Origin of the sequence: Streptacidiphilus jeojiensis, assembly GCF_042510965.1 — a bacterium.
GTDB lineage: Bacteria > Actinomycetota > Actinomycetes > Streptomycetales > Streptomycetaceae > Streptacidiphilus > Streptacidiphilus jeojiensis.
In genome coordinates this window covers 564,516-588,822 of sequence record NZ_JBEUKS010000003.1, presented here as the reverse complement: position 1 = coordinate 588,822, position 24,307 = coordinate 564,516, and the positions used below count along the sequence as shown (strand labels likewise).

Genomic DNA, 24,307 nt, shown 5'->3' with positions numbered 1-24,307 from the left:
CAGGCACGCCGGGATCTTCCGGCACCCCACTACGCGCCGGGGCGACACCGCTCAGCTCGGGGGTGTCGGCTTGTCGTAGATGTTGTCCGGGGTGACGATCTCGGTGATCGCCCGGGCGAGGAGCGTGGACGGCTCCTGGCCCCCGTAGCTGATGTCCGTGTTGAGCAGAAGCACCAGGGTGGCCTTCTGCGAGGGTAGGTGGACGGTCACGCTCTGGTAGCCGGGTGTGGAGCCGTTGTGGCCGATCCATCCGCTGGTCTCGAAGATGCCCAGACCGTAGCTGGTGCCGGGCAGGCCGGTCGGAAGCACCTTGAGCCGCTCCGCCTGGGTCTGCGCACTGAGCAGCGTTCCGGTGGCGACGATCTCGGCCCAGCGGCGCAGGTCCTGGAGGTCGGAGATCATCGCCCCGGCTGCCCAGGCCCAGCTGCCGTTCCAGTCGGTGGTGTCCGCGACGGCGCCGCTCAGCGTCTGGTTGGTGTAGCCGTGTGCGTGCGGCCAGGGGATCTCGGCGCCCTGGGGCAGCAGCGTGTGGTGCAGCCCGGACGGGCGGAGCACCCGTTGGTGGATGAAGTCGGCCAGGCCCAGGCCGCTGACCTTCTCGACCACCAGGCCGAGCAGGATGAGGTTGGTGTTGGAGTACTGGAACTTCTCGCCGGGCCCGAAGGTGTTCTGGTTCTTGAAGCCGTACGCCAGCAGTTCCCTCGGGGTGAACGAGCGACTCGGATCGCTCAACAGGTCCTGCACGAAGTCCGGGTCCGAGGTGTACGGGAACAGCCCGCTGCGCATCTCGGCGAGCTGACGCAGCGTGATCAGGCCGCCGCAGGGGACGCCGTCGAGATGGGCGGAGATCGGGTCGTCGAGCCGGACCGTGCCCTGGTCGACGAGTTGGAGCAGCGCGGTGACCGTGAAGGTCTTGGTCTCGCTTCCGATCCGCATGAACAGGTCGGTGGTCATCGGTCGGCCGGTGGCGGTGTCGGCGACGCCGGTCGCGCGGGTGTAGCTTCCCCTGCCGGGCAGCCACACGCCGGCGATGACGCCGGGAATGCCGGCCTGCCGGCGGACGTCCTCGATGGCCGTGTCCAGCCGAGCGGTCAGCTCCGGGCCGAGTCCGCCGGGCGGGCAGTCGTCCTCGCCGTACCGGGCGCCGCTCTTGGCGAGTGCCGCTGCGGTGGAACCGGCCCCCATGGGGGCCAGCACCGCCGCCGCGAGGAGTGCCGCCGTGAACCCACGGCGGGAGGGGGCGTTCTGCATGTGGGACGCTTCTTCCGGGTCAGGGCAGGGGCGCAGATGGCAACGTCACCATCCGGACCACAGCCGACGGTCCCCGTCCGATACGCGTCCCGGCGAGTCCACCCGTTTGGAGCTACCCGCCCGCCCGCCTGCGCCCCGGTCCAGGAGGGCGCGGGCGGGCGGGCGGAGAACCCCTACGGCCGGCTCAGCCCAGCTTCGGGGCGGCCAGCCGCACCAACTGCAGGGCCTGTGCCGGGAACCAGGCTCCTGCGGCCGGGTCGACCTGGCCCCACAGCGGGTCGAACTGCGCCTGCGCGGCGGCGTCCGTGGGCCAGCCGGGCTGGGTGTAGGCCGTGTAGTCCCAGGCCCGTACCCCGCCGGCGGCGTCGCACTGGCCGTCGGACTGCCCCGGTGTCTTGATCCACAGGTCCGCGTCGAGCAGCGGCACGCCGGTACTGGCCGTGGGCCGCACGCCGAGCCCCGCGCCGGTCGGGTTGCACCAGTTCCCCTGCATCAGCGCGGCGACCGTGGCCGGGCTCTGGTCGTACGGTGAGGCACCGTACGCCGCCATGGTGTTGGGGCCCTGTCCGTTGCGGCTGGTGTCGACCACGTAGTGCGTGGTGGGCACCGCGCCGCCCAGGTTCTGGGTGTACCAGGCCGTGGTCTGGCTCCAGGTGCTGAAGTCGTCGACGGTGGCCGGGTAGTACTGGCTGGCGCAGTACTCCGGGTGGCCGAAGGCCCAGTGCGAGGGGTCGGTGACCATGGCGATGCAGTCGGAGATCCACGAGCCGTAGTCCTGGGACTCGGCGTTGGTACGGAAGTTGGAGACGTTCAGGAAGAATCCCTGGGTCTGCTGCACGCCCGCCGCCAGCAGCCGTGAGGTGATGTTGCCGACGGCCTGCCAGTGCGCGTTGGTTCCGTCCAGGTAGACGCTGGTGTTCGGGTCCTTCTCCAACGCGCCGGCCGCGTAGCCGACCTCCCCGGTCCGCTCGGCGTCGGTGTACGGATAGGCGCTGGTGGGGAGGTTGCAGTCGGACGGCTCGTTGCCCAGCGCGTCCGGTTCGACCAGCAGCATGGCGTGCGCACGGCCCACGGCCGAGGCGACCGCGTCGATCCAGCTCTGGTACGCCGCCTGGTCGGCGGCGCCGCCCGCGGAGTACTCGGAGCAGTCGCGTCCGGGGATGTCGTAGACCACGAACACAGGCTCGGCCCGCTCCAGCGCGGCTTCGGCCAGGGTGGTCCGCACCTGCCTGGCGACCTGCGCGGGTGTGCCGCCGGTGAGCCACACGGCGGACGGAACGGTCTCCATCTCGGTCAGCAGCTTGGCGTCCTTGAGGTCGCCGGACTTCACCAGCCCGGCGATCTGCTGCACCGAGCCGTCCGCGGGCGGCGGCACGAAGAACCGGGTGGCCGGGTTGATCGTGTGTCCGGTGGACACGGCCGTGGAGGCCGAGGCCGAGCCCGGCGCGAGCACCGTCAGACCGAGGCCCAGGACGAGCGCCGCAGCAGCGGCCACACGCCTTCGCACACTGCGAGGTTGCACGATGACTCCTAGGGTGGGAGAGGTGAACTGGAAGCGCTTCCAGTCATGACAGGCCTTCAGAATCTGCACGAGATAGTGCTTGCCCACCCATCCGCTGTCAATGACTTGAACAAAGAACTGGAAGCGCTTCCAGTACCGTGGCCGCCGCGGGTAAGATCCCCCTGTGTCCACACCGCCCAAGCGCCGCCCCACACTCGACGAGGTCGCGCAGACCGCCGGGGTCTCCCGTGCGGCCGCCTCCCGTGCCATCAACGGCAGCGGGAACGTCAGCCCGGCGACCCGCCAGGCCGTGGAGCGAGCGGTGCGCGAACTGGACTACGTCCCCAACCGCAGCGCCCGCGCCCTGGCCACCCAGCAGGCGGGCGCGGTGGTCCTGGCCGTCTCCCACCACGACCCGGAGCTGTTCGCCGACCCCTTCTTCGCCCAGGTCATCGTCGGCGTCAGCGCCGAGCTGGAACGCACCGACCTGGTGTTGATGCTGGTCCTCGCAGCCTCCGAGCACGGCCGCACCCGGCTGGAACGCATCCTCCGCTCCCGCCGTGCGGACGGACTGATGCTGCTCTCCCTCCACGGCGACGACCCGCTGCACCGCCTCGCCGGCAAACTGGACCTGCCTGTCGTCTACGGCGGACGCCCGTTGGACGCCGAACCGCAGTGGTACGTGGACGCCGACAACCGCGGCGGTGCGCGGCTCGCGGCCGAGCACCTGATCGCCCTCGGCCGCCGCCGCATCGCCACCGTCACCGGCCTGCTGGACACCGACGCCGCCGTGCAACGCCTCCGCGGTTTCCGCGAGGCCCTGGCCGTCGCCGGCCTGGACACCACCCGCACCGTGGAAGCCGATTTCACCGAGGCCGGCGGCTACGCAGCGACCAGGCTCCTGCTGGACCGGCATCCCGACCTGGACGCCGTCTTCGCCGCCTCCGACAACATGGCCGCCGGCGCCCTGCGCGCCCTGCGCGAGAGCGGACGCAGGGTCCCCGAGGACGTCGCGGTGGTCGGCTTCGACGACGCTCCGGTCTCCCGACTCACCAACCCGCAGCTGTCCACGGTCCAGCAGCCGATCCGCCAACTGGGCCGCGAGATGGCCCGCATGCTGGTGACCCTCATCGAGGGCGAGGAGCCCACCCCCCTCATCCTGCCCACGAAGCTGCTGGTACGAGGAAGCTCCCTCCCCGCCCACGCTCCCACACGGACGCTCGATGCGACGGACGTGCCGCAGGCCTAGAATCGCCACTGTGGCGGAACCATCTGCGTTCTCGCGGGTGCGGCTGGCGGAACTGCTCGCGGTGCTGTCGCTCGGCGCGGACCTGGGCATGGGCCAGCCCATGGAGCATGTGCTGCGGCAGTGCCTGGTGGCGCTTCGGCTGGCGGGCGAGCTGGGTCTCGACGAGGACGACCGGAAGGTCGTCTACTACGGTTCGCTGGTCTCCTGGGTCGGCTGCCACGTGGACGCTTACGAGCAGGCCAAGTGGTTCGGCGACGACACCGTGCTGAAGGCCGACTTCCGACGCACCGACTTCTCCGGGCCCGTCGCCGAGGCACGGTTCATGCTGCGGCACCTCGGCGGCGGTGGCCCGACCCTGGGGCCGACATTCACTTCGGCCGCAGAGCGGGCCCGACTCGGACTGGCCTTCCTGCGGGCCGGCCGCCGCGACGCCGCCGCGATCCTCAGCAACCACTGGCAGGCCGCCGACGCCCTCGCCGCCCAGCTGGGCCTCACGCCAGGGGTTCGGGCCTGCGTGGAGCAGACCTTCGAGCGTTGGGACGGCCGCGGCGCCCCGAAGGGGGCCCGGGGCGAGCAGATCCTGCTCACCGCCAGGCTGGTGAACCTGGCCGACGTGGTGGTGGCCTACCACCGTTCGGCGGGCACTCAGGCTGCAGTCGCGGTGGCGCGCGAGCGGCGCGGCACCCAGTTCGACCCGGCGGTGGTGGACGCCTTCACCGCGCGCGCCGAAGAGCTGATGGCGGATCTCGACGGCGGCTGGGACCAGGTGCAGCGTGCCGACCCGGCCCCCGGCACACCGCTCACCGAGGGCGAGCTGGACGCGGCGCTGCTCGCCGTCGCCGATTTCGTCGACGTCAAGTCCCCTTGGACGATCGGCCATTCGCGCGGGGTGGCGGAACTGGCGCAAGCTGCCGCATGGATCGCCGGTCTGCCCGACGCGGCACGCGACACCCTGCGCCGTGCCGCGCTGGTGCACGACCTGGGACGGCTCGGTGTGCCCAACTCGGTCTGGGACAAGGCCGGACCGCTCTCCCTCGCCGAGACCGAGCGGGTCCGACTGCACCCGTACCTGACCGAGCGGATGCTGGCGTGCTCGCCCGCGCTGGCACCGATCGCGGCCGTCGCGGTGCAGCACCACGAGCGGCTGGACGGCTCCGGCTATCCGCGCGGCCTGTCCGGCGCGGCGCTGACCCCGGAGGGCCGGCTGCTGGCAGCCGCCGACCTGTACCAGGCGCACACCGAAGAGCGTGCGCACCGGCGCGCGGGCACTCCGGATGAGGCCGCCGCGCTGCTGCGCGCCGAGGTGCGTGCGGGCCGGATCGACGCCGGCGCGGCCGAGGCGGTGCTGGGCGCAGCGGGCCACCGCAGGCCGCGGCGCGGCACCTGGCCCGCCGGGCTGACCACCCGCGAGGTGGAGGTGCTGCGGCTGCTCGCCCGCGGCCTGTCCACCCGTCGGGTCGCCGAGGTGCTGCACATCTCCCCGCGCACCGCCGGGCACCACATCGAGCACATCTACGCCAAGACCGGCGCCACCAACCGGGCCCTGGCGGGCCTGTTCGCCGCCCGCCACGGGCTCGGCCCGAGCACGGACCCGGCCACGGAGCCGGGCTCAGCCCGTGACGACGGCCTCGGCGCCCGCGCCCGCGACGACTGACGGCGCGAGCACGGCCGACGGCTCGACAGTGGCCGGCGGTTCGGGCTGGTAACCGGCGCACAGCAGCCGCACCCAGCCGATCCGGCCCTCGGCCGCCAGCTCGTAGTAGACCTGCTGCTCGACCAGGTAGTCCGCGCCCTCGCGTCGTACCCGCAGCTGGTAGGCGACGTGGCGGCGCCGGGCGACGTCGCGGTCGGCCAGCATCCGCAGTCCCCGGATCTCGGCGGCCGGACCGAACCAGTGGCCCAGTACGAACTGGTCGACCACCTCGGCCGGGTCCCCGGACTGCCAGTGGCGGCCCGGTGTCAGCGCCTGGAAGTCCACCGCGGGGTCCAGCAGCGCGGTCAGCGCCTCCCGGTCCTTGGCGGCCAGTGCCTGGGCGAAGCGTTCTCCTGCGGTACCGGTCATGGCGTCGGCTCCTCTTCATGTCGGTCCACTCGTCCCCGTGCTGGTTCGAGAATCCGCCGCGAAGCCGCCCGGCACATGGGGCGAGTTCCCCATCTTCGGCAGCGGTGCGGGCAGCGGTGCACTGCCGCTGCACCGGGGCTCGCGGGAGTCGCCCTGTTTACCCCGCGGGGTTTCGGGTTACCCGTACGTGTGCCGCGCGAGCGTCCCCGGCTCCGCTGCCGGCAGCGGATGCTGCGCGGCCCCAGGGGTGGCATCGCGCCAGCCCCCAGCACCACTCTGCGAGGTCGATCGCATGACTGATGTCCCGGCCACTACTACCGACTCCGGCGCTCCGGTCGAGAGCGACGAGCATTCGCTGACCGTCGGGCCTGACGGTCCACTGCTGTTGCAGGACGGATACCTGATCGAACAGATGGCCCAGTTCAACCGGGAGCGCATCCCGGAGCGCCAGCCCCATGCCAAGGGCAGCGGCGCCTTCGGCCACTTCGAGGTCACCGCTGACGTGAGCGCCCACACCAAGGCCGCCGTCTTCCAACCGGGTGTGCGCACCGAGGTGCTGGCCCGGTTCTCGACCGTGGCCGGCGAGCGCGGAAGCCCGGACACCTGGCGCGACCCGCGCGGATTCGCCCTGAAGTTCTACACGACACAGGGCAACTACGACATGGTCGGAAACGACACCCCGGTCTTCTTCATCAAGGACCCGATGAAGTTCCAGCACTTCATCCGCTCCCAGAAGCGCCGGGCCGACAACAACCTGCGCGACCACGACATGCAGTGGGACTTCTGGACCCTCTCCCCCGAGACCGCCCACCAGGTGACCTGGCTCATGGGCGACCGCGGGATCCCGCGCACCTGGCGCCACATGAACGGCTACAGCTCGCACACCTACATGTGGATCAACGAACAGGGCCGACGGTCCTGGGTCAAGTACCACTTCAAGACCGACCAGGGCATCGAGTGCTTCACCCAGGACGAGGCCGACCAGATGGCGTCCGCCGACACCGACTACCACACCCGTGACCTGTTCGAGCACATCCGCGACGGCGAGTACCCCAGCTGGACGCTCCACGTCCAGGTCATGCCGGAGCAGGACGCCGCGGCCTACCGCTTCAACCCGTTCGACCTCACCAAGGTGTGGCCGCACGCGGACTACCCGCTGATTGAGGTCGGTCGGCTGACGCTGGACCGCAACCCCACCGACCACCACGCCGAGATCGAACAGGCGGCCTTCCAGCCCAACAATCTCGTCCCCGGCATCGGGCCCAGCCCGGACCGCATGCTGCTGGCCCGGCTGTTCTCCTACGCCGACGCCCACCGCCACCGCATCGGCACCAACTACCAGCAGCTGCCGGTCAACGCGCCGACCGTCCCGGTCCACAGCTACTCCAAGGACGGCGCGATGGCGTACCGCAAGAGCACCGACCCGGTGTACGCGCCCAACTCCAAGGGCGGCCCGGCAGCGGACACCGCCCGGTTCGGCGCCCCGCCGAGCTGGCAGGTCAGCGGGGAGATCACCCGGACGGCCTACGTCGACCACGCCGAGGACGACGACTGGAGCCAGCCCGGGACCCTGGTGCGCGAGGTCATGGACGACAGCGCCCGTGACCGCCTGGTCGACAACGTGGTCGGCCACCTCCTCAACGGGGTCACCGAACCGGTCCTGCAGCGTGCCTTCGCGTACTGGAAGCGCATCGACCCGGACATCGGCCGACGCATCCAGGAGGGCGTGAACGCCAAGGCCGGCCAGAAGGATCCCAAGGCCGACCAGCAGGCCGACCCGGCCCGCAGCTCGATGCAGAACAAGGCCTGATCGAACACCCCGGGTCGTGCCCGCCGGTTCGGCGGGCGCGACCTGTCGGCCGGGGCCACCGGGCATGGGACGATGTTCGAATGGACGCCGTCAGCAGGAACAACGTGAAGGTGACCGGACCGGTCGACGGTCCGGTGGTCATGCTGGCGCACGGCTTCGGGTGCGACCAGAACATGTGGCGCCTGGTGGTGCCGCAGCTGGTCGAACACTTCCGGGTGATCCTGTTCGACTACGTCGGCTCCGGGAACGCGGATCCCTCCGCCTGGAACCGTGAGCGTTACTCCTCGCTGGAGGGGTACGCGGACGACGTGCTGGAGATCTGCGATCAGTTGGACCTGACCGACATGGTGTTCGTGGGGCACTCGGTCAGTGCCATGGTCGGGGTGCTGGCCGCGGCCCGACGGCCGCACCGGTTCGCCAAGCTGATCATGGTCGCGCCCTCGCCGTGCTACATCGACGACCCCGCCACCGGCTACACCGGCGGCTTCACCGCGGGCGACATCGACGAACTGCTGGAATCGCTGGACTCCAACTACCTCGGATGGTCCGGTGCCATGGCACCGGTGATCATGGGCAATCCGGACCGGCCCGAACTGGGGCAGGAACTGACCAACAGCTTCTGCGCGACCGACCCGGTCATGGCCTCGGTGTTCGCCCACACGACCTTCCACTCCGACTCCCGGGCCGACCTGGCGTCGGTGGCGGTGCCCACGCTGGTGCTGGAGTGCTCCCAGGACGTCATCGCCCCGCGGGAGGTCGGCGCCTTCGTGCACGCCGCCATCCCGGGAAGCCGTCTGGTGACCCTGGACGCCACCGGACACTGCCCGCAGCTCAGCGCGCCCCAGGCCACCGGGAAGGCCATCATGGAGTTCGCCGGGGCCGCGCGGTGATGTGCGGGACCGCAGACGGCGAGCACGAACGCGAGACAGGACACGACAGCGTGGAGGAGGCCGAGCGGGCACAGTTCTCCGCGCTGCTGGAGGACAGTGCCGAGGACCTGTACGAGCACGCGCCGTGCGGCTACCTGTCCACCATGCTCGACGGGCAGATCGCCAAGGTGAACACCACCCTGCTGGACTGGCTCGGCTACACCCGCGACCAACTGGTGGGCCGCAGGCGCTTCGCGGACCTGCTGACCGTCGGCGGCAAGCTCTACCACGAGACGCACTTCGCCCCGCTGCTGGCCATGCAGGGCCACCTGTCCGGCATCGCCCTGGAACTCAGGGCGGCCGACGGCAGCCGGCTCCCGGTCCTGGTCACCTCCACCGTCAAGACCGGCAGCGACGGACAGCCCCTGCTGATCCGCACCACGCTCTTCGACGCCCGCGACCGCCGCGCCTACGAGCAGGAACTGCTCCGCGCCCGCAAGAGCGCCGAACAGGCCCAGAGCCAGGCCGAGACCGCCCACCAGGAAGCCGAGACCGAACGCGCCCGCCTGCAACAGGTCGTGGCCATCCTGCAGAAGAGCCTGCTGCCGCCCCAACTGCCGCAGGTCCCAGGCCTGGACGCGGCCTCGTACTACCACCCCGCCTCCGTGGACGAGATCGGCGGCGACTTCTACGACCTGTTCGCCCTGGCCGGCGGCCGGTGGGGCTTCTTCCTCGGCGACGTGTGCGGCAAAGGTCCCGAGGCCGCCTCCGCCACCTCGCTGATCCGCTACACCCTGCGCGCCGCGTTCCTGGCCGACAGCGACCCCGTCCAGGCACTGGCCACCGTGCACGCCGCACTGCACGAGCGCTACGCGGGCGAGGACCCCCGCTACTGCACCGCGATCGCCGGCACCCTGACGCCCCGTCCGGACGGCATCGCGGTCACCCTGGCCGGCGGCGGCCACCCCTCCGCGCTGCTGCTGCGCGCCGACGGCACCGCGGAGTTCCTGCCCACCCCCGGCGGCACCCTGGTCGGCATCCTGCCCCGGCCCCACTTCAGCACCGCCCACACACTGCTCGGTCCCGGCGACACCATGCTGCTCTACACCGACGGCCTCACCGAGGCCCGCACCCAGGCCGGCCCCCGCTACAGCGAGGAGGACCTGCACACCTTCGCAGCCGCCCTCGCCCCGGCCGGCGCCGCAGCGACCATCAACGCCCTCCAGGGCCTGCTGGAGAGCTTCGGTGCCGGGCTGGACGACGACACCGCGCTGCTGGCCCTCGGCGTTCCCGCCGCCAACACGACCGAAGGCGCCGCAGGATGACCCCCGAACTGACCATCAACGCCGGACACAACGCCACCGGCCCGGTCCTCGCCCTGGTCGGCGACCTGGACCACGCAACCGCCCCGCAGCTGCGCACCGCCGTCACCGACACCGCCCTGACGCCCGGACAGATCCTGACCCTGGACCTGTCCGCGGTCGCCTTCTGCGACTCCAGCGGCATCACCGCCCTCATCGCCGCGCACCGCCGCGCCCTGGCCCAGGAGGCGGACCTGGTCCTGGCCGACGTGCCGGCAAGGGTCCTGCGCATCCTGCGGATCCTCGGCCTGGACCAGGTCCTGCGCCTCGCCGGGCAGTAGCAGCGCGGCGGTCGGAACCTCCCGGTGAGGCGGATCAGCGGGAAGAACGGCATGCTGGTGCTCGGTGACCGACCTGACGGCGAGAGGGCCAGGGCGTGGAAGAGTTGGGCAGGCGGCGGTTTCTGGGGGGCACCGCGGCCGCGGGTCTCACCGTGCTGTCCGGATGTGCCGCAGCGCATCGACCGGGGCAGGTCGGCAGCACCGGTGCGCCGCAGCACACGCCCACGGCAGCCGCGTCGCTGACGCCGGAGCAGATCGAGCAGGCCCGCCCCGGCGACGCCGACTGGCGGCTGAGCAACCCGGGCGACCCGGAAGCCGTCCAGGGCTACGCCGACCAGGTCAGCGTGGAACCGGGCCGGCCGTTCACCCTGTACGTGTCCACCACCGCGGCCGGCTTCACCGTGTCGGCCTACCGGGTGGGCTGGTACGGCGGCGCACAGGCCCGCCGGGTCTGGCGCTCGGGCCGCGTCGCCGGGCGGGTGCAGCCGGCTGCGCAGATCGTCGAGTCCACCCGCACGGTCCGGGCCGGCTGGCAGCCGAGTCTCCGGGTCGGGACCGACGGCTGGCCGCCCGGTGCCTACCTGCTGCGCCTGGACGCCGAGAACGGGCACCAGCGCTATGTCCCACTGATCGTCAGATCCCCCAGCGCGGTGGGCCGGACGCTGCTGATGCACGCCCCGGCGACCTGGCAGGCGTACAACCTGTGGGGTGGCCGCAGTCTCTACCAGGGCGAGGACGGAGCCTATGCGACCCGCTCGCTGGCGGTCTCCTTCGACCGGCCCTACGACGACAGCGGCGCCGAGCTCTTCCTGGTCTACGAACGGGCCCTGGTGGTGCTCGCCGAGCGGCTAGGCATCCCGCTGGCCTACACCACCGGCCTCGACGTGCACCGGCAGCCGCAGCTGCTGCGCGGGGCGACCACCCTGATCTCCCCGGGCCATGACGAGTACTGGACGCCGCAGCAGCGCGCCGCGGTGACCGGGGCCAGGGACGCCGGGTCGAACGTGGCCTTCCTGGGCGCGAACACCTGCTTCCGCCGGATCCGCTACCAGGACGGCGGCCGCACCGTCGTCTGCTACAAGTCCTCGTACGCGGAGGACCCCGGCTACCGGCCGGGCACCGGCGCCGCCACCACCGACTTCCGAGCGGCCCCCGGCGCCGACCTGGAGTCCTCGCTCACCGGAGTCCTCTACGAGGGCTACCCCACCGACGCACCGTACGTCGTCCGCGCCGCCGACCACTGGCTTTACGCGGGCACCGGCGCCAAGGCCGGCGACTCCTTCCCGCACCTGGTGGGCGTCGAGTACGACCGGGTCACCCCGGCCGCGCCGACCCCCCGCCCCCTGGAGATCCTGGCCCACTCGCCGTTGGTCTGCGAGGGCAGCCCCAGCCACTCCGACTCGGCCTACTACACCGTCCCGAGCGGCGCCGGGGTCTTCGCATCGGGGACCATGCGCTGGGTGGAGGGGCTGATGGCGGGCACCCACGACGACCACGGGGACCACGGCATGGACGCCCGTACCGGCGCCTTCGTGACCCGGGCGACGTCCAATCTGCTCACCGCCTTCGCCCAGGGGCCGGCCGGAAGGCACCTTCCCCCGCCGCAGGACAACATCGCGACCTACTACTGACCCCGGCCGACCCCGCCCACCCGTGGACGGCTAGGGCGAGCTCGACAGCGACCCGAATCCTGAGTCGGACGGGACATTCGCCGGCCCGGGCTCCGAACCGGACGGCGAACCCGAGGACGCGGATCCGGACGCCGAGCCCGAGCCCGAGACCGACGCCGACCCGGATCCGGACGGCGACCCCGACGACGAAGGAGACTGCGTCGACGGCGAGGGGCCGGCCGAGCTGGGTGAGGCCGACGGACTCGCCGACGGGCTGCCGGACGTCGTGCTCGAACTGCCCGAGCCGCTGGCCGACGTACTGGGGAGCGGCGGTGCGGGCACGCGGCGGTCACCCTGGCCGTCGCCGCCGACGGGGCGGCTGAACCAGCGGTCGTGCTGCTGGTCGAAGAGGATGATCGTGGTCTGCTGGATCACCGTGGACTCGATGATCACGATGTTGTTGACCTGGAACGTCGGCCAGGCGGTCCCGGTGAACGTCTCCTGGCTGCCGGAGCGGTCGGGAGCGAGCAGCGGATTGCCGCAGGCGCAGCGGGCCCGCGGCAGTCCGCTGCTGTCGATGAGCACGGCGGTGCCCGACTGCAGCACCGACTGGAACGCCGTCGCCTGCCCGTTCTGGAACCCGTGGTTGGTCACCCGGGTGTCGGCCCGCAGCACCACGGGGGTCAGTGTCCGCAGGTAGGCGGCGATCCGGTCCTGAGCGATGCCCTCGACCGAGGCCCAGGCCCTGCCCTTGTCCTGATGCGTGGTCAGATAGGCCGAGAGCCGGGCGACGTCACAGCTGGAGAGGGACTCGGTGCCGCCGTAGAGGCCGACGGCCGAGCCGGGCACCGTGCGGGTCGGTGTGCCTGCGGCCTGCGTCGCCGCCTGCCCTGCCGAGGCCGTTGCCGAAGCGCCGGTCGTCGGCTTGCTCTGGGTGTCGGGAGTGAACGGGTACGGTCCCGTCGAGTCCGCTGTCTGCAGTGCGACGGCCTGCGACGTCCCGGAGCCCGTCAACACGATCGGCAGCACCACGGCGGCCGCCACCGCCGCGCCGAGCGCCACCAGCGCACCCGGGCGCCGCCACCAGGCCTTGTGCGGTCTCCCTCCGGCAGCCGAGGAACCGGCGTCCCCACCGCCGGAGGGCGGCTCGCCCGGCGGCGGCACAGGCGGCACGGGCGGCACGGGCGGAGCGGCATGGCCGGCCACCTGCGTCGCGGGAGCGGAAGGCGCCTCCGTCGGCTGCGACGACGGCGAAGTCGAGGGAGGCGGAGTCGAGGGGGCCGACAGTGGGCCGGACGGGGGGCCGGACGGCGCGCTCGTGGTCCGCTCGGACGGCGGAACGCCGGGCTCGCTGCCGGTGCGTTCCCAGGGCGGCTCGGCAGGCGGATCCGTGGGGGGTTGGGTGGTCACGGGCTTGCCTCCCGGGCTTTCGGGTCGTCCGCCCCCTTCACCGCCATTGTCGGCCGCCCCGTCCGACCTCGCACACGGCCGCCGCGGCGGGGGCGCGGAAGTGGTCCCAAGCGTGGTCGCGCCAGGCAGCGCGCTCGCGGGGCGCTGCGGCGTGCCCGAGGCTGGTACTGCCCGGCGATCACGGCCTGCGCCGGGGCCGTCAGCAGCCGTCCTCGCCTCCGGGAGCCACCATGCATCAGGGTGACCCACCCGCCTCGTCCGGTCCTCCCCCGCTGGGCCCGGACCCGGGAGTCGGGCCGTTGCTGCTGCGCAGCTTCAGCGCCGCGCTGGGCCTGGTCCTCGGCGTGCTCGTGGCCATGGCCGCGCTCGGTGCCCTCGGGCTCTGGCTGGCCCGGGCCGACACCCTGCCGGGCGGCTCCTTCACCGCGGTGCTGGCCGCGACGGTGCTCATGGCCCTGGGCACCCCGCTGACCCTGGACGGGTCGGCGGGGTTCATCGCCCAGGCGAACGCCGCCGTCGAGGCGCTGCCGCTCTCCCTCAGCCTGGTCGGCGCCCTGGTCGCCGGGGTGGCCTTCCTGCGACCGTTGCGGCACCGCGCGGTCGCGCACGCGGGTGAACTGCTCGTGCGGGCGGTGATGACCGCGCTGCTCTGGGCGCTTGCGGTCTCGTTGGTGACGCTGGCGGCCCGGCACAGTTTCGCCGTCTCGACCGGGAACACCATCACCGACCAGCTGGGCAGCGCGCTGAACGCGTCCCCGACGGTCGGGTTCCGGGTGGGCCTGGGTCGGGCGATCGGTTTCGGGCTGCTGTGGCTGCTGGTGGTGCTGGTTCTGACCTTCGCCGTCTCGCGGTCCGCGCCGCTGCCGCCGCGGTTGCTGCGCTTCCAGAACGGGGTGCGGCCCGCCGGTTCGGCCCTGCTCGCCGTGCTGCTCGGCTACGTCCTGGTGGCCCTGGTCGCGGGGCTGGTCACGGCAGTGGTGCGCGGCCCCGCCCGCGATGTCCTCGCCGTGGTGGTCCTGGCCCTGCCCAACGTCGCCTGGCTCGCCTTCGGACTCGGCCTGGGCGGGTCCTGGCACGGGCATCTGAGCACCGGGATCGGCCTGCCGATGCCGAAGGTCCTGTCCGAGGTGCTCCGGTCGGCGGGGACCCGGGACACCACCGTGGACCTGGGTTCGCTGGCCCGGCAGGACGCACGGGTGTGGGTGCTGGCGGTGCTGGCAGCGGTGGCGCTGCTGTGCTGTGGAGCGGTGATGGGCGCGCGCGGCGCACGCCGTGCCGAGGACGCGGGCCGGCCCGCGCTGTGGCGGCATGCGGTCGGCCTGGGCCTGGCGGTGGCCTTCGCGATGCTGCTGATCGGGCTGCTGACCCGGGTGTCGACGGCCTACGGACTGTCCCTCCTCGGGGTCGGCAACGGAGCCTCGGACATCCTGGGCAGCCTCACCGGCGGCTCCGGCGGGAGCACCGCCCTGAGCGGCAGCGTCGTCCTGCTGCCCGACCTGCTGCGGTCGGTGCTCCTGGGTGCGCTGTGGGGCGCGGTCGCCGGCGCGGCGGGCGGATGGTTCGGCGCCCGTCTGCGACGCGGGTCCGCGCGGCGCGGACGCCCGGGGTGAGCCGGTGTCACCGCGACGGGGGTCGGACCTGCTGCGGCGGGTCGCCGTCGGGAGCGTAGACCGGTCGGGCCCAGTGCGGGAGGGGCCGCACGCCTTCGGGTCGTTCCGCGGTGCCGGCGGTGGACCGTCGTGCGGCGTGGACCACCTGGGTGGGCGCGTGCAGGACCGCCTGCGGCTCGGCCGCCGGCGGCGGGGTCGTGGCGAGGGCTCCACGCAGCGCCGTGACGAATTCCAGGCAGCTGTCGAAGCGGTCGTCCGGTGACTTCGCCAGTGCGCGGGCCAGCACCGGGTCCACCGCGGCTGCCAGGGTCGGCCGCAGCCCGGTCGGCGCCGGCGGTTCGTCGTACTGGTGGGCCCAGAGCAGCGCCAGGTCGTCCTCGCGCCGGAACGGCGGGGACCCGGTGAGCATCTCGTAGACGACACAGGCGAAGCCGTAGACGTCGCAGCGCCCGTCGACGGGCTTGCCGCAGATCTGCTCCGGTGCGACGTAGTCCAGGGTGCCGACGAACTGGCCGACGGTGGTGAAGCCGGTCAGCGAGAGGGACTTCTTGGTCAGGCCGAAGTCCGTGAGGTAGGCGTGCTCGGGGTGGTCGGCGTCGGTGCCCTCCGCCACCAGGATGTTGCCGGGTTTCACGTCCCGGTGCACCAGTTCGTGCGCGTGCGCCGCGTCCAGTGCCGAGGCGACCTGGGCGGCGATCCGCACCGCCTGCGCGGTGGCGAGCGGTCCGCTGCGGTCCAGCAGGACGCGCAGGTCACGGCCCTGGACGTAGCGCATCGCGATGAACAGCACCCCGTCGGCCTCACCGGCTTCAAACACCGGAACGATGTGCGGGTGGTCGATCGCGGCGGCGACCCGTGACTCGTGGGCGAAGCGCCGGCGGAACATCTCGTTGCGGGCCAGCTGCGGGGAGAGCAGCTTGACCGCGACGACGCGGTCCAGCCGCAGGTCCTGGGCCTGGTAGACGACGGCCATGCCGCCCCGGCCGAGTTCGCGGTCCAGGCGGTAGCCGGCGATCCGGCGGCCGATCATGTCCGAGGAGCCGGTGGGTGCGGCCATCAGACGTCACCGCCTCCGGGACCGGGGCCCGGTGGTGCCGCCGCCGGATTCCCGCTGGTGCCGGGCGGCTCGACGGCCGCGTAGCTGTGCAGTTGCAGGCCGTCGCAGTAGAACCAGCGTCCTTGGTCCAGATCGAGCAGCCAGGCCGCGTCACCGTCCAGCACCACGCCCAGCCGCAGCCCGCGGGTGAGGTGCCGGAAGGCCTCCAGATCGATGGTCCCCTCGGCGAGGTCCTCGGCCTGCTCCCGGTACTGGGTGAGGGCGTGCTCCAGCCGGCGCAGCAGCGGCCGGGGGTCGTCCGCACGGGTCAGCGGCTGCGCGGTCCCCGGCGGACGGTGCGGCAGGGATACCAGGAGTCGGCCGTCCACCCAGGCGGTCCAGCCGTTGGAGCACACGACCCGGGCCCAGTCCCCCAGCCTGTCCGCGACCTGGACCGGCAGCAGCGCGTCCAGTCGGACGCTCGGCTCGGAGAAGTCCGGCCTGGTCCAGGTGGCCAGGCCGTCCGGTGGCGCGACGTGGGTCGGCCGGAACTCCAACGCATCCATGCCAACGTCCTATCCGCGCGGGCCCGGAGCCGCCACTCGGCATCCGACCGGAGCCGCCCGCGCGGCGCCGGGGGTGCCGGGGTCAGCCACGCATCACCTTGGGCTCCTGCCGCCGCAGCAGTCGGGCCACCGCGAGGGCCAGCACCACCGAGAGCACGACCAGCATGCCGAGGTCGAGCAGCCAGACGCCCGCCCGGTGTGCGAAGAGCGGGTCGGAGGTGAGGGTGCCGGGCACCGCCGCGTGCAGGTCGATCGTGCCGGCCATCGCACCGAGCGCCCAGCGTGAGGGGACCAGCCAGGACAGCTGTCCCAGGACCGGGACGCCGTTCAGCTTCAGCAGGGCGCCGCAGAAGACCACCTGCACGATGGCCAGCAGCACCAGCAGCGGCATCGTCACCTCCTCCTTGCGGACCAGGGCCGACACCAGCAGCCCCAGCATCATCGCGGTGAAGGACAGCAGCGCGACGGTGATGGTGATCTCGGCCAGCGGCGGCAGCAGTACTCCCCCGCCGCCGCCCGGTCTCAGCCGTACGCCGAACAGCCCGACCATCGTCAGCACCACCGCCTGCACGACGGTGACCGCGCCCAGCACGACGATCTTCGAGCACAGGTAGGCGGACCGGGAGAGCCCGACGGCCCGCTCGCGCTGATAGATGACCCGCTCCTTCACCAGCTCCCGCACCGCGTTCGCGGCGCCGGTCAGCACTCCGCCGACGCACAGGATCAGCAGCGCGTTGAGTGCCGAGTTCTGGTCCAGCCTGCTGCCCGCCAGGGCGTGCGCCATCGCGCCCATCACGAACGGCAGCGCGATCATGATGGCCAGGAAGGTGCGGTCGGCCGCCAGCGCCGCCGCGTACCGACGGATCAGCGTGCCGAGCTGCGAACCCCAGCTCTGCGCGGGCGAAGGCGGCACCGTGGACCGCTCGGCCGGCGGATTCCCGGCGGGCCGGCCCATCGCCGAGGCGATGTAGCGCCGGTAGGGGTCGGAGTCGCGGAACTCGCGGGCCCAGTCGCGGCTGCGGTCGTTCTCGAAGGCTTCGAAGGCGTCAGGCCACTCCGGGAAGCCGAAGAAGGGCAGTGTCTCGTCGGGCGGGCCGTAGAAGGCGATCCGGCCCCCCGGTGCGAGCAGCAGCAGCCGATCGCAGAGACCGAGGCTGAGCACGCTGTGCGTGACCACCACGACCGTGCGCCCGTCGTCCGCCAGCCCGCGCAGCATGTGCATCACCGACCGGTCCATGCCCGGGTCCAGCCCGGACGTGGGCTCGTCGAGGAAGAGCAGGGACGGCTTGGTGAGCAGTTCCAGTGCCACGCTGACGCGCTTGCGCTGGCCACCGGAGAGGCTGGAGATCACCTGGTCCGCCCGCTGCCCCAGCCCGAGTTCGGTGATCACCTCCTCCACCCTGCCCCGCCGCTCGTCCTTGCCGGTGTCGCCGGGGAACCGCAGTTCCGCGGCGTAGCCCAGGGCCCGACGGACGGTCAGCTGGGTGTGCAGGATGTCGTCCTGCGGGACCAGACCGATGCGCCGACGCAGCTCGGCGTAGTCGCGGTAGAGGTCGCGGCCGTCGTAGCGGACCGAGCCCTCGTCGGCGGGACGCAGCCCGGTCAGGGCGTTCAGCAGCGTCGACTTGCCCGCGCCGCTGGGGCCGGCGACGGCGAGCAGGCACTTCTGCCCGACCGGGAAGGAGACTCCGTCCAGCAGCGTCCGGCCGCCGCCGACCCGGACCACCAGGTTCTCCACGTCGAGGGTGACCTCGCCGGTGTCGACGAACTCCTGCAGTTCGTCGCCGACCAGGCAGAAGAGCGAGTGGCCGATCCCGATCAGGTCCCCCGGGCCGACGAACGCGCGGTCGACCGGCTGCCCGTTGAGAAAGGTCCCGTTGTGGCTGTCCAGGTCGACGATCTCGAACCTGCCGTCGGCGCGGGTCTGCAGCTCGGCATGGTGCCGGGAGACCACGAGGTCGTCCACGACCAGCTCGTTCTCCGGCGCGCGGCCGATCCTCAGGCTGCGCTGCGGCAGCCGGCGGACCCGGGTGGGCTGCCGGTAGGAGCCGGTGATCGCGGTCAGCGCGGAGGGCCGCTCCGCCGCCCGGTCCGGTGCGGGCAGCGCGGCGAGCGAGGCCCGGACGCCGTCCACGGCGTCCGCGAAGCACACCACCGTGCCGGGGCCGACATCGAGGTGCTCGATCCGGTGGCCCATCGCGTAGGTGCCGTTGGTGCTGCCGTCGTCGTCGAGGATCCAGTGCCCTTCGGCGGCGCACAGCACGGCATGGTGCCAGGAGGCCCGGGGGTCGGCGAGGACGACATCGCTCTGCGGATCGCGCCCGAACCGGTATCGGTGGTTCGGGCTGATGAGCTGGGAGTCGCCGTCGATCTCCAGGAGGAGCTGCGGTGCGACCGGGCGCACGGCCATGCCCGAATTTTACCGCCGCGCCCCCCTCCGCGCCCCTGCGGAGCCCGCGCCGGCAGTAGGCGCACGCTGGTGCGCATTGCGGCCACCGCCTCTACCGGTGCGCGGACCTTCTGGCACACCGTCAAGTGGTGCTCGGGCGGGTCGTGCCCGGGGATGACACCGGCTACATCGCCGGGACGACGGCGGTCCCGAATGACATCTCTGGGCCGATGTGTGGCCCCGGTGCCGCGATCTAGCTTTCTTGCCATGGCAAACATCCGTAGTAGCGCGGCAACCGCGGTTCTCGCTCTGCCGCTGTCGCTGTCGCTGTCGCTGTCGTTGTCGTTGGCCGGGACGGCCCAGGCCGCGTCCTCCCCGTCCACGGTCCCGTCGTCCGTCACCGCCTCGGCGGCGGCCTCCACCGCGCCGGTGTTCCGAGCCGTCCTTCCCCGGCCCACCGGCCGGTACGAAGCCGGCGTCGACATCATGCACGTGGTGGACTGGAACCGGCCCGATCCGTGGGTACCGTCGGCCGGTCCGCGCCAGTTGATGGTCTCGATGTTCTACCCGGCCCAACCTCGTACCGGTGAACCCGCCCCCTACATGACCCTCGGCGAGGCGGCAGCATTCATCCAGACCAGGGTGCCGCCGGGCAGCGGCATTCAGCCGCAGCAGCTGGCCGGTGCCGAGACCTACGCCTTCAGCGGCGCACGGGCCGTGCACGGGAGGTTTCCGCTGGTCGTGCTCTCGCCCGGCTTCGAGAACCCGCGCAACGTCATGACGAGCCTTGCCACTGATCTGGCCAGTCACGGCTACGTGGTCGCGCTGGTGGACCACACCTACGAGGACAGCGGGACGACGTTCCCCGACGGGCAGACGCTGACCTGCGCCATCTGCGACAGCGGGCCGCTGCCGGGGCAGGAGTCGGTCCCCGACAGCCGGGCCCGGGACGTCTCCTTCGTCCTGGACCAGCTCACCGGCCGGCACCCGGCCTGGGCCCGGGCCGGAATGATCGACCCGGAGCGCATCGGCATGGCCGGCCACTCGATCGGCGGAGCCTCCGTCGTCTCCACCATGGCTGCCGACCCGCGGGTGCGCGCCGGTGTGAACCTGGACGGCACGTTCCTTGCGCCCGTCCCGGCCGGCGGGCTCGGTGGCCGCCCGTTCCTGATGCTCGGCACCCAGATCGATCACAACGTCGGCGGCTCCGACCCGACCTGGGGGCAGGCCTGGGCGGCTCTGAACGGCCACAAGCTCTGGCTGACCGTCGCCGGGACCGTGCACACCAGCTTCACCGACATTCCCATCCTGGCCTCGGAGGCGAACATCCCCATTCCCGGTGCGCAGATCTCGTCGACCCGCGCCATGCAGATCACCCGCGAGTACGTCGACGCGTTCTTCGACCAGACCTTGAAGGGGGTTCCGCAGCGTCTGCTCGAAGGGCCGTCGGCGACCAACCCCGAGGTCTCCTTCCAGGGCCTGGAACCGTAGGACCACACCGACCGGGACGTCACGCAGGCAACCCCGACCGCGGTGGCCGGGGTTGCCTGAGGTGCCGGGACGCTGATGGGAGGTCAGCTGCTGAAGGGAGTGCCACCCAACTGCAGGCCGCCGTTGAGGACGACGGTGGTGAGCTTGAACTCCGTGGAGTTCGCCCAGGTGATCGGCGTGGTCGCGCCGTCGACCAGGGCGTTCACGCTGGGCAGCGCGTCCGGGACAGAGCCCGCGATCCACTCGGGGATCTGCTCCAGCACCGCGGCGATCGCCGAGACCACCCCGCCGCAGAGCAGGGCGACCAGGATCCGGCAGACCACCCGCTCGACGGCCACCGCCACGCCGCTGACGACGGCGCCGATCACCGCGAGGATGATGTCGGCGACGGCCTCGGTGATGGTGACCCAGGTCGCCACGGTGTACCAGGTCTTCTCGTCGGTCGCCTGGACCTGCTGCCAGGTCAGCGACTGGGTGCCGTCGTCCTTGGTGCCCAGCTCCACCGTGGAGTAGTAGGTGACCTCGCAGTAGGCGTCGATGCCGGGCGAGATCGGGGTGTGGATGTAGGCGTAGGTCTCCATGACGTCGCCGTTCAGCGTCATCTTGTAGGTGGTGCAGTTGGGCGTGTAGTTGATGGCGCCGACCTTGACCGCGTCCAGGTTGAAGCTGGAGGTGGACAGGATCTGGGTGTCGTCGTTGGCGAGCACGAAGGTGCCGGTCGGGGCGTTGGGGAACTCGGCCGGCAGCGAGGGCAGCGCCATCTTGGTCATGAAGCGTTCCTGGGACATGTTGAAGCTGGCCCGGGCGCCGTCGGGGATCGCCCCCGCGGCGATCTCCTGGACGGCGCCGTGGTCGGACCGGTTCTCGGTCATGCACAGCACGCCCAGCAGTGCGTCGCTGATCGAGGCGTTGTCGATGTAGGCGTAGTTGGTCTGGGTCGGGTTGAGCCAGGAGAAGTCCCCGCTGGCCTCGTCGATGCCCAGGTCCACGGTGGCGAAGACATGGGCGAAGGAGTCGAGGTTGGCGTTGAACCACTGGGCCAGCAGCTGCTCCAGCACGTTCTTGGTCGAGTCGGTCATCGGCGGCGAGTCGTAGGTCACGTCGGAGACGGTGACCACCGGGTCGTCCTGCGATCCGCCGGTGCTGCGCACCACGAGGTCGTTCGGGGTCACCCCGGCGACCGGCGGCTGGGGCAGGTAGACCAGCTTGACCTCGACGAAGGCGATCCCGCCGTCGATCGGCTTGGTCATGCCGTTGTAGACCAGGGTCGCGGTGAAGGGGATGTGCATCCGGACGATCGAGCCCGACCCGCCGGTGGTCAGCGACCAGGTGCCGAAGGTGCCGGTGGCGTCGATCTCCGGGTTGAAGTCGCCGGCCGGCAGCTTGCCCGACCAGGTGGTGGGCGAGCTCTTCTTGACGGCGATGGCGTTGTTCACGTCCGGCAGCGGGATCGCGTAGACGGTGTCCCAGCCGTTGGTGTTGTAGGGGACGGAGCTGGTCGCGGTCGCGCCCAGCAGCTTGGAGCTGCGGACGGCGCGGGTGCCCTGGGGGCGGTGCTCCAGTCCGGCCTTGGCGTGCTCGACGGAGATGCGCAGGACCTTGTCCTCGTCGATGTGCGGGAGGTAGTGCTGGGTGGCCACGACGGCCTCCTTCTGGTGGTGAGGTGTGATGACGGTGGCGCAGGATGGCGCGAGGTGACGCGACGTCACCTGCGGTGGAGCGGGCCGGCCTGGTTCAGGCGGCGTTGCCGCTGAGCAGGAGGGCGCCGTCGAGACGGGCCGAGGTGACGGCGAACTGCCGCATGCCCTGCCAGGCGACGGTCTGCGCGGCGATGTTGGCCAGTCCGACGGAGCCCAGCCGGCTGCTCAGGTCGGAGGACAGGCTGTCGCTGATCACGCTGACCACGACCTGGGTGACGGCCTCGGCGAAGATGCCGCCTGCCAGGTACCACCACGGGATGTGGGTGGTGTGGCCGGAACGGGAGTTGGGATCGCCGGCGAAGGAGATCCGCTGGGTGGCCGGGTCGAAGCGGAGCGGGTACTGGCTGGTGATCCACCAGTCCATGGAGATCTCCGCCTTGAGGTCGCAGTTCCCGTTGACCGACATCGCCAGCGAGCCGCCGACCACGCCGATCTTGAGCGAGGTCACATTGGGCGTGTACCAGATCGCACCCGCCTTGACCTGGGAGCAGCCGAAGCTGTGCGCGGCCGTGATCAGGTGCCGGCCGGCGTCGTAGCCGAAGCAGCCGGCGTTGGAGCCGCCGCCGAAGGCCTGCGGCAGGACCGGGGCGACCACGTCGGCCAGGAACACGTCCTGCGAGATGGCGAACGCCGCGTTGCCGCCACCGGCGAAGAGCTCCGGGTCCACGCTGTGCTGCAGTTGCGAGGTGTCCCGAGCGGTGAGGGTGCTCAGGATCGCCAGGTACGCACCGCCGCCGACGACCTCCTGGTAGACGTAGGCGCTGCGGACCGGGGTGAGCCAGCTGTTCGCCGAGGGCGGCACCAGGTTCACCGAGGCGAACACGTAGGAGACGGCGGCGGCGTCGGCGGCCAGCGCCTGGGCCACGGCGTCCAGCACCAGCCGGGTACCGACCGGACCCAGCGCGGCGCTGACGGCCGCGGGCGCGTTGAAGGCGACCGGGGTGACCGCGCCCGGTTGTGGCGTGTCCCCGAACTGGGCCGCCTTGTGGAGGGCGAACACCAGGTTCTGGGCGTTTCCGGCGGCCGCCGGCAGCAGGTCGAGGGACACGTCCACGACCGTGCCGGCCCCGGCCACGTCGATCGGCTTCCCACCTGCCGCCTGGATGGTGCCGGCGGTGAGCGGAACCTCCAGGCGGAGCAGGTTCCCGGAGCCTCCCTGGACAATTCTCCAGGCTCCGAAAATTCCCTGGAGCGTATACGTACCAGAAAGCGTCTGGCCGCTTACCTTGAATTCCTGGATCAGCTTGGAGCGATTTGCTTCGAGTGACTTGTTGACCTCGTCGACCGACAGCGCGGTGACCGTGTCCCACCCGTAGATGTTCATGGACTCCCCCGAGTTCCCATGGAATTGCCGACGCTGCCGGGCTCGACCCGCCCCCTGCCCATCGGCCTGCAGACCAGAGCGTAGCAGTGCCGCGGCCGGGCGCAAGTATTTCCGGAAAAGAATCTTCGAGGGCGTTCCGAAGCTCAAATGAATCTCATAAATCGACCTCAGAATTCCCATTCCGGAAATGATCAGAGGAGGTCGAGGCCATGATCATAAGTGCGATGGTATAGACGACTCCGCCGAGCCGGACCGCGATCATTCGTCCATGGCCGAGAGGCAGAGTGGTGCGATAGATCGCCTGGAGAGTTCCATGCGGACCGACACGCGACAGACGCACGCCCGATCGGACACAGAGTGACATGATGACCACGCAGAGCAACCGTCCCTTGATCGTCCGGAAGGTCCCCCGTGAAGAAGACACTGCTGCGTACCGCTGTTGCCGCCGCCGTCGCCATGGCCGCCATGGCCGGCTCCGCCCCCGCCTTCGCCGACGCGCAGTGGGGCGTCTCCACGTCCAGCACCACCTCGGACAGTGCCACCGTCGCGGCCGGCAGGTGGGGCGGGTTCGTGACCACCTCCTACACGAGCTCAAGCAGCGCGCACGTCTTCGGCCCCCTGGTCCACCACCACGACGGCTGCTACGCCGACTGGAGCCGGCTGACCTGGCAGGCCGTCGACGCCTGCGACGACAGCTTCGACGCCTGAGCCGTCCTGAACCGGCCCCGCCCGGGCCGGCAACCTGGTGGGGCCGCTCGACACCGAGCGGCCCCACCGGGCGCCCCGC

The 24,307-nt window shown here is 71.7% G+C and carries 19 protein-coding genes; 10 read left to right on the top strand and 9 right to left on the bottom strand.

The features are described from left to right. Window positions 1–51 precede the first annotated feature (51 nt). Both ABUW04_RS11675 and ABUW04_RS11670 read right to left on the bottom strand, forming a co-directional pair. Window positions 52–1,251, bottom strand: a complete 1,200-nt coding sequence (locus ABUW04_RS11675) for a serine hydrolase domain-containing protein (RefSeq protein ID WP_380564446.1) — start codon at window positions 1,249–1,251, stop codon at window positions 52–54. A gap of 184 nt (window positions 1,252–1,435) precedes the next feature. Beyond that, on the bottom strand, window positions 1,436–2,758 hold the full coding sequence (locus ABUW04_RS11670) for a glycoside hydrolase family 6 protein (RefSeq protein ID WP_380564445.1): 1,323 nt from the start codon (window positions 2,756–2,758) through the stop codon (window positions 1,436–1,438). 178 nt (window positions 2,759–2,936) lie between these two features. Between ABUW04_RS11670 and ABUW04_RS11665 the strand changes: the two genes are divergently transcribed. Further along, window positions 2,937–4,001 carry a LacI family DNA-binding transcriptional regulator gene (locus ABUW04_RS11665; protein WP_380564444.1) on the top strand — a complete coding sequence of 355 codons (1,065 nt, stop codon included), beginning with the start codon at window positions 2,937–2,939 and terminating at the stop codon, window positions 3,999–4,001. Window positions 4,002–4,011: 10 nt separating this feature from the next. Then, window positions 4,012–5,655, top strand: a complete 1,644-nt coding sequence (locus ABUW04_RS11660; protein WP_380564443.1) for an HD domain-containing phosphohydrolase — start codon at window positions 4,012–4,014, stop codon at window positions 5,653–5,655. Here ABUW04_RS11660 and ABUW04_RS11655 read toward each other — a convergent pair. Further along, window positions 5,611–6,063, bottom strand: coding sequence for a hypothetical protein (locus ABUW04_RS11655; protein ID WP_380564442.1), 453 nt, complete (start codon window positions 6,061–6,063; stop codon window positions 5,611–5,613). The genes ABUW04_RS11660 and ABUW04_RS11655 overlap by 45 nt on opposite strands. Window positions 6,064–6,355: 292 nt before the next feature. On the opposite strand from ABUW04_RS11655, the gene ABUW04_RS11650 reads away from it, so the two are divergent. The 5 genes from ABUW04_RS11650 (at window position 6,356) to ABUW04_RS11630 (ending at window position 12,015) form a co-directional block, all read left to right on the top strand. Then, a complete protein-coding gene (locus tag ABUW04_RS11650) occupies window positions 6,356–7,873 on the top strand; it encodes a catalase (protein ID WP_380564441.1) in 1,518 nt (505 codons plus the stop codon). An 80-nt stretch (window positions 7,874–7,953) separates the two neighbouring features. Then, on the top strand, window positions 7,954–8,763 hold the full coding sequence (locus tag ABUW04_RS11645) for an alpha/beta fold hydrolase (RefSeq protein ID WP_380564440.1): 810 nt from the start codon (window positions 7,954–7,956) through the stop codon (window positions 8,761–8,763). Then, window positions 8,763–10,067 carry a PP2C family protein-serine/threonine phosphatase gene (locus tag ABUW04_RS11640; protein ID WP_380564439.1) on the top strand — a complete coding sequence of 435 codons (1,305 nt, stop codon included), beginning with the start codon at window positions 8,763–8,765 and terminating at the stop codon, window positions 10,065–10,067. Before ABUW04_RS11645 ends, ABUW04_RS11640 begins: the two co-directional genes overlap by 1 nt. Further along, on the top strand, window positions 10,064–10,384 hold the full coding sequence (locus ABUW04_RS11635; protein WP_030261499.1) for an STAS domain-containing protein: 321 nt from the start codon (window positions 10,064–10,066) through the stop codon (window positions 10,382–10,384). The genes ABUW04_RS11640 and ABUW04_RS11635 overlap by 4 nt, the downstream gene beginning before the upstream one ends. A 152-nt stretch (window positions 10,385–10,536) precedes the next feature. Continuing rightward, window positions 10,537–12,015 carry a N,N-dimethylformamidase beta subunit family domain-containing protein gene (locus tag ABUW04_RS11630; RefSeq protein WP_380564438.1) on the top strand — a complete coding sequence of 493 codons (1,479 nt, stop codon included), beginning with the start codon at window positions 10,537–10,539 and terminating at the stop codon, window positions 12,013–12,015. 30 nt (window positions 12,016–12,045) lie between these two features. On the opposite strand, the gene ABUW04_RS11625 is transcribed toward ABUW04_RS11630, so the two are convergent. Beyond that, entirely contained in the window at window positions 12,046–13,167 is a 1,122-nt protein-coding gene (locus ABUW04_RS11625) for a DUF6777 domain-containing protein (RefSeq protein WP_380564437.1), read from the bottom strand. Between the two features lie 467 nt (window positions 13,168–13,634). Here ABUW04_RS11625 and ABUW04_RS11620 point away from each other — a divergent pair, with 467 nt between their 5' ends. Further along, window positions 13,635–15,014, top strand: coding sequence for a streptophobe family protein (locus ABUW04_RS11620; protein ID WP_380564436.1), 1,380 nt, complete (start codon window positions 13,635–13,637; stop codon window positions 15,012–15,014). A gap of 7 nt (window positions 15,015–15,021) precedes the next feature. On the opposite strand, the gene ABUW04_RS11615 is transcribed toward ABUW04_RS11620, so the two are convergent. The 3 genes from ABUW04_RS11615 to ABUW04_RS11605 all read right to left on the bottom strand — a co-directional run bounded on the left by ABUW04_RS11615 (window position 15,022) and on the right by ABUW04_RS11605 (window position 19,026). Next, window positions 15,022–16,071, bottom strand: a complete 1,050-nt coding sequence (locus ABUW04_RS11615) for a serine/threonine-protein kinase (protein ID WP_380564435.1) — start codon at window positions 16,069–16,071, stop codon at window positions 15,022–15,024. Further along, complete coding sequence (locus tag ABUW04_RS11610; RefSeq protein WP_380564434.1) at window positions 16,071–16,616, bottom strand: hypothetical protein; 546 nt, start codon at window positions 16,614–16,616, stop codon at window positions 16,071–16,073. The genes ABUW04_RS11615 and ABUW04_RS11610 overlap by 1 nt, the downstream gene beginning before the upstream one ends. Before the next feature lie 82 nt (window positions 16,617–16,698). Next, on the bottom strand, window positions 16,699–19,026 hold the full coding sequence (locus ABUW04_RS11605; protein ID WP_380564433.1) for an FHA domain-containing protein: 2,328 nt from the start codon (window positions 19,024–19,026) through the stop codon (window positions 16,699–16,701). 246 nt (window positions 19,027–19,272) lie between these two features. Here ABUW04_RS11605 and ABUW04_RS11600 point away from each other — a divergent pair, with 246 nt between their 5' ends. After that, a complete protein-coding gene (locus ABUW04_RS11600; RefSeq protein WP_380564432.1) occupies window positions 19,273–20,496 on the top strand; it encodes an alpha/beta hydrolase family protein in 1,224 nt (407 codons plus the stop codon). An 83-nt stretch (window positions 20,497–20,579) separates the two neighbouring features. Here ABUW04_RS11600 and ABUW04_RS11595 read toward each other — a convergent pair whose 3' ends face one another. Then, window positions 20,580–22,136 (bottom strand): TULIP family P47-like protein, encoded by a 1,557-nt coding sequence (locus ABUW04_RS11595; protein ID WP_030261513.1) that lies wholly within the window; start codon window positions 22,134–22,136, stop codon window positions 20,580–20,582. Between the two features lie 94 nt (window positions 22,137–22,230). Beyond that, complete coding sequence (locus tag ABUW04_RS11590) at window positions 22,231–23,520, bottom strand: TULIP family P47-like protein (RefSeq protein WP_380564431.1); 1,290 nt, start codon at window positions 23,518–23,520, stop codon at window positions 22,231–22,233. Window positions 23,521–23,931: 411 nt separating this feature from the next. Between ABUW04_RS11590 and ABUW04_RS11585 the strand changes: the two genes are divergently transcribed. Then, complete coding sequence (locus ABUW04_RS11585; RefSeq protein ID WP_380564430.1) at window positions 23,932–24,228, top strand: hypothetical protein; 297 nt, start codon at window positions 23,932–23,934, stop codon at window positions 24,226–24,228. Window positions 24,229–24,307: the final 79 nt, after the last annotated feature.

Excerpts from the sequence above, each read along its gene's own strand:
- ABUW04_RS11675 (WP_380564446.1), bottom strand. The coding sequence starts at position 1,251 with ATGCAGAACGCCCCCTCCCGCCGTGGGTTCACGGCGGCACTCCTCGCG.
- ABUW04_RS11655 (WP_380564442.1), bottom strand. The coding sequence starts at position 6,063 with ATGACCGGTACCGCAGGAGAACGCTTCGCCCAGGCACTGGCCGCCAAG.
- ABUW04_RS11650 (WP_380564441.1), top strand. The coding sequence starts at position 6,356 with ATGACTGATGTCCCGGCCACTACTACCGACTCCGGCGCTCCGGTCGAG.
- ABUW04_RS11645 (WP_380564440.1), top strand. The coding sequence starts at position 7,954 with ATGGACGCCGTCAGCAGGAACAACGTGAAGGTGACCGGACCGGTCGAC.
- ABUW04_RS11640 (WP_380564439.1), top strand. The coding sequence starts at position 8,763 with ATGTGCGGGACCGCAGACGGCGAGCACGAACGCGAGACAGGACACGAC.
- ABUW04_RS11635 (WP_030261499.1), top strand. The coding sequence starts at position 10,064 with ATGACCCCCGAACTGACCATCAACGCCGGACACAACGCCACCGGCCCG.
- ABUW04_RS11620 (WP_380564436.1), top strand. The coding sequence starts at position 13,635 with ATGCATCAGGGTGACCCACCCGCCTCGTCCGGTCCTCCCCCGCTGGGC.
- ABUW04_RS11615 (WP_380564435.1), bottom strand. The coding sequence starts at position 16,071 with ATGGCCGCACCCACCGGCTCCTCGGACATGATCGGCCGCCGGATCGCC.
- ABUW04_RS11610 (WP_380564434.1), bottom strand. The coding sequence starts at position 16,616 with ATGGATGCGTTGGAGTTCCGGCCGACCCACGTCGCGCCACCGGACGGC.
- ABUW04_RS11605 (WP_380564433.1), bottom strand. The coding sequence starts at position 19,026 with ATGGCCGTGCGCCCGGTCGCACCGCAGCTCCTCCTGGAGATCGACGGC.
- ABUW04_RS11600 (WP_380564432.1), top strand. The coding sequence starts at position 19,273 with ATGGCAAACATCCGTAGTAGCGCGGCAACCGCGGTTCTCGCTCTGCCG.
- ABUW04_RS11590 (WP_380564431.1), bottom strand. The coding sequence starts at position 23,520 with ATGAACATCTACGGGTGGGACACGGTCACCGCGCTGTCGGTCGACGAG.